The following is a 4,147-nucleotide window of genomic DNA, read 5'->3' on the forward strand; positions in this document are numbered from 1 at the left end:
GGCTGCGCGGTGGGCTGTGCGGAGGGGGCGGGGGAGGGTGGGCTCGGCCTCGGCTGCGCCTTCGGCCTCGGTGGTGTTCCCACCCGCACCACCCGTGCGGCTTTCGTCGTCGGGTGCGGGTGGCCCCTGTGGGGCGTCCCCGCCGTCGGCGACCGCGGCAATCGGCTCCGCCGCCGGGGCCTTGGCCGCCGCCGGTTCCTTGTCTTCTGCCGGTTCCTTCTCCTGTGCCGGTTCCTTTGCCTGCACCGGCTCCTTCTCCTGCGTCGGCTCCTTCGCCTGTGCCGGTTCCTTGTCTTCTGCTGGTTCCGTGGCCTGCTCGGGCTCAGGCTTCGTGATCTCCGCCGGCTCGGTGGTCTGCTCGGGCTCAGGTTCCGTGGCCTCCACCGGCTCTGCGGCCTGCTCGGGCTCAGGCTTCGTGGCCTCGACCGACTCGGTGGTCTGCTCCGGCTCGGAGGCCTCTGCAGGCTCCGGGGACTGCTTTGGCTGCGCGGTCTCCGAGGGCTCCGTGAGTGCCGTCGACTCGGAGAGTTCAGCCGACTGGGAGGGCTGCTGCCGCTCCGCGGCCTCCGCGGGCTCGGGGATCTCCGCGACCTCAGCGGCCTCCGCAGCCTCAGCGGCCTCCGCAGCCTCCCCAGCCTCCGCGTGCTTCGTCGGCTCGGCGGCCTCCGCCGATTCCCTGGACTCGGTCGGCTCGGCGACCTTCGTCGATTCCGTGGACTCCGCCGGCTCGGAGACCTGCTCCGGGGGCTCCTGGTCCGTGGGCTGCTTCTGCTGCCGTGTGGGTTCTGCGGTGGGCGTGGGTTCCGAGGGCGGGGGCGTGGATTCCGGGGTGCGGGTCGGGGTGGGGACCGTGACCTTGTCGAAGGCTTCCGCCACCAGGTCGTGCTCGTCGCGCTGTTCCGGGACCGTGGCCGTGGGGGGCGCAGTCGGTTCCGTGGTGGCGGGTGGGGTCGGTTCTGTGGAGGGGGACGGGATGGGGGGCTCGGTCTGAGGGGTGGTGGTCGGGGCCGATGCCTCCGGCTCGGTGGGCCTCGCTTTGCGTGACCGGCCGAACGCGTTCCGCAGGAGAGTGAGAATGCCCATGTGCGCACCCCTTCGCGTGAGTTGATGCCCGTCGATCCCTGGCCAGGACGGACACGTAAGGTTAGCGGCCCGTGCAGGCGATCTTGGGCAGGGTCGGGGTGTCCCGCACCCGCTCTGTCAAGGGCTGCATTCGGACGCCTCCGTCGTACCGGAGGCCCACCGGTCAACTCCTCTTCCGCTGCCGCAGGTTCACTCGCCGTTCACCCTGCCGCCCGGCTACCGCACATATGTGCCCCTACGGTCACGCTGACACCACGGGCACCCAAGGAGAGAAAAAGTGCGCAAGCTGCTGCCGTTGATCGGAACGCCGTCCGGTTCGCACCCCGGCGGCCGGTCCGCCCTGACCTGCCGCTACCGGTGTGGTGACGCCTGCTTCCACGAGGTGCCCAACACCAGCTCCAATGAGTACGTCGGTGATGTCATCGCCGGTGCGCTCAGCCGGCGGTCCATGATGCGTGCCGCCGCCGTCGTGACCGTCGCCGCCGCCGGGGCCGGCGTCGTCGGGGGCGCCGCCGCTCCGGGCGCGCACGCGGTCGCGGGCGCCGGCAAGGGCGTACCGGAGAAATCCAAGGGCGCGCGCGGGCTGCGGTTCGCGCCCGTCGCGCCCAACACCACCGACGCCGTCACCGTGCCCGAGGGCTACCGGCAGAACGTCGTCATCCGCTGGGGCGAGCCCATCCTGCGTGGCGCGCCCGCCTTCGACCCGGAGAAGCAGAGCGCCAAGGCGCAGACCGGGCAGTTCGGGTACAACTGTGACTTTCTCGCCCTGCTGCCCCTGCGCGGCGAGCGCGGGCGGCAGCTGCTCGTGGCCAATCACGAGTACACGGACGAAGTGCTGATGTTCCGGGGGTACGACGCCGCCAACCCCACCCGTGAGCAGGTCGAGATCGCCTGGGCCGCGCACGGGCTGTCCGCCGTGGTCGTGGAGGAGGACCGGAAGACCGGGAAGCTGACGCCCGTCTCCCGGCACCACCTCAACCGGCGTGTCACCGCCACCACCGAGTTCGAGCTCACCGGGCCCGCCGCCGGTTCCGACCTGCTGAAGACCTCCGCCGACCCGACCGGCACCAAGGTGCTCGGCACCCTCAACAACTGCTCCGGCGGCACCACCCCGTGGGGCACGACCCTGCACGGCGAGGAGAACTTCAACCAGTACTTCGCCAACAGCAGCCGCGCCACCGACAAGCGCTACGGCATCGGCACGGGGGCGACGGAGCGCAAGTGGGAGCGGTTCGACAAGCGGTTCGACGTCGCCCAGGAGCCCAACGAGGTGCACCGGTTCGGGTACGTCGTCGAGTTCGACCCGTACGACCCGACCTCCACGCCGCGTAAGCACACCGCGCTCGGGCGGTTCAAGCACGAGGCGGCGACCGTGCGGCTCACGCACGACGGGCGGCCGGTCGTGTACTCCGGGGACGACGAGCGCTTCGACTACTTCTACAAGTTCGTCAGCAGCAAGCGGATGCGGCACGGCAACAGCCGCTGGGCGCGCGAGCACAACCTCACGCTGCTCGACGAGGGCACCCTGTACGTCGCCAAGCTCACCGGTGACTCCCCGGCCATCGAGATCGACGGCACGGGCAAGCTGCCCAAGGACGGCGAGTTCGACGGCAGCGGTGAGTGGATCCCGCTGGCCACCGCCACCGCCGACGGTGCCGTCTCGCACGTGGAGGGCATGACCGCCGAGGAGGTGTTCGTCTTCACCCGCCTCGCCGGCGACAAGGTGGGCGCCACCAAGATGGACCGGCCCGAGGACATCGAGCCCAACCCGGTCACCGGCAAGGTGTACGTGGCCCTCACCAACAACTCCAACCGGGGCAAGACCGGATACGCGGGCGCCGACGAGGCCAACCCGCGCAACGCCAACAAGCACGGCCACGTGCTGGAGCTGACCGAGCGCTGGAACCGGCCGGAGAGCACGAAGTTCGCCTGGTCGCTGTTCCTGGTCGCGGGCGACCCCGAGGACCCGGCGACGTACTTCGCCGGCTTCCCGAAGGACGCCGTCAGCCCGATCTCCTGCCCGGACAACGTCGCCTTCGACGACTACGGCAACCTGTGGATCTCCACCGACGGCAGCGCCCTCGGCTCCCACGACGGCCTGTTCGGTGTCGCCACCTACGGCGAGCGGCGCGGCGAGCTGAAGCAGTTCCTGACCGTGCCGGCCGGCGCGGAGACCTGCGGCCCGGTCATCCAGGACCGGCGCGTGCTGGTGGCCGTGCAGCACCCGGGCGAGGTGGACGGCGCGACGGTGGAGAAGCCCGCCAGCACCTGGCCCGACGGTCCGGGCACGTACGTCCGGCCCGCCGTGGTCGCGGTGTGGCGCGCGGACGGACGGGACGTCGGCGTCTGAGCCACGGACGGGATGTCTCAGGGGAGGGCTGGGACCGGTGGCGGGGTGCCGCCGCGTTCCAGCCACTCCCGGTACGCGGGAGCCTGGCGGGCGACCTCCTCGTACGCCTCCACCAGCGCCGGAAACACGCCCTCCAGCTCCGTGTCGGTGCGGGCGGCCAGGAGCAGCCGTACGCCGAGCGGGTCGCCGTGCAGGCGGCGGACGGCCGTCTCGGGGCGGGAGGGCGAGGTCGGCTGGACCACGGTGACGACCTCGCCGGTCGCGACCAGGTTCGCGGCGGTGTGGTAGTCGCCGTGCAGCACCGGCGGGTCGAGGCCCGCGGCGCGCAGGACACGGCGCACGGCGTCCCACTCGCCGTCGACCGCCGGGTCGATCATCCAGCGGTCGGCGGCCAGGTCGGACAGGTGGACGACGGGTTTCGCCGCCGCCGGATGGTCGGCGGGCAGGGACACGAACTGCGGTTCGCGTTCGACCAGGACCCGGGTGCGCAGGCTCTCGGGGATGCGCAGCGGGCAGCCCTCCACCTCGTGCACGAACGCCACGTCGAGCTGGCCGTCGGCGACCATGCGCAGCAGCACATTGGCGGAGACGTCCATGTGCAGGGTGGGCTCCTGCGCGTGCCGGCGCAGTCGGCGCAGCCAGCCGGCCAGCGCCCGGCTGGCGGTGGAGCCGATGCGCAGCTGGCGTCCGCCGACGGCGGCGGCGCGGGCCTCG

Annotated in this window: 2 protein-coding genes and 1 pseudogene; 1 reads left to right on the top strand and 2 read right to left on the bottom strand. The window is 72.0% G+C overall.

The window, feature by feature from the left end; translation table 11 throughout:
• Window positions 1-1,083 (bottom strand): annotated as a pseudogene (locus N4P33_RS33405) (Toxic cation resistance protein); the annotation flags it as partial.
• 277 nt (window positions 1,084-1,360) lie between these two features.
• Here N4P33_RS33405 and N4P33_RS33410 point away from each other — a divergent pair.
• Window positions 1,361-3,433: a PhoX family phosphatase gene (locus tag N4P33_RS33410; RefSeq protein WP_260830683.1), complete on the top strand. Its 2,073-nt coding sequence runs from the start codon at window positions 1,361-1,363 to the stop codon at window positions 3,431-3,433.
• A gap of 17 nt (window positions 3,434-3,450) precedes the next feature.
• Here N4P33_RS33410 and N4P33_RS33415 read toward each other — a convergent pair.
• Window positions 3,451-4,147, bottom strand: a 697-nt coding sequence (locus N4P33_RS33415; RefSeq protein WP_260830684.1) for a LysR family substrate-binding domain-containing protein, incomplete at its 5' end; no start/stop codon positions are given.

Origin of the sequence: Streptomyces sp. 15-116A (genome assembly GCF_025290915.1) — a bacterium.
Lineage (GTDB): Bacteria > Actinomycetota > Actinomycetes > Streptomycetales > Streptomycetaceae > Streptomyces.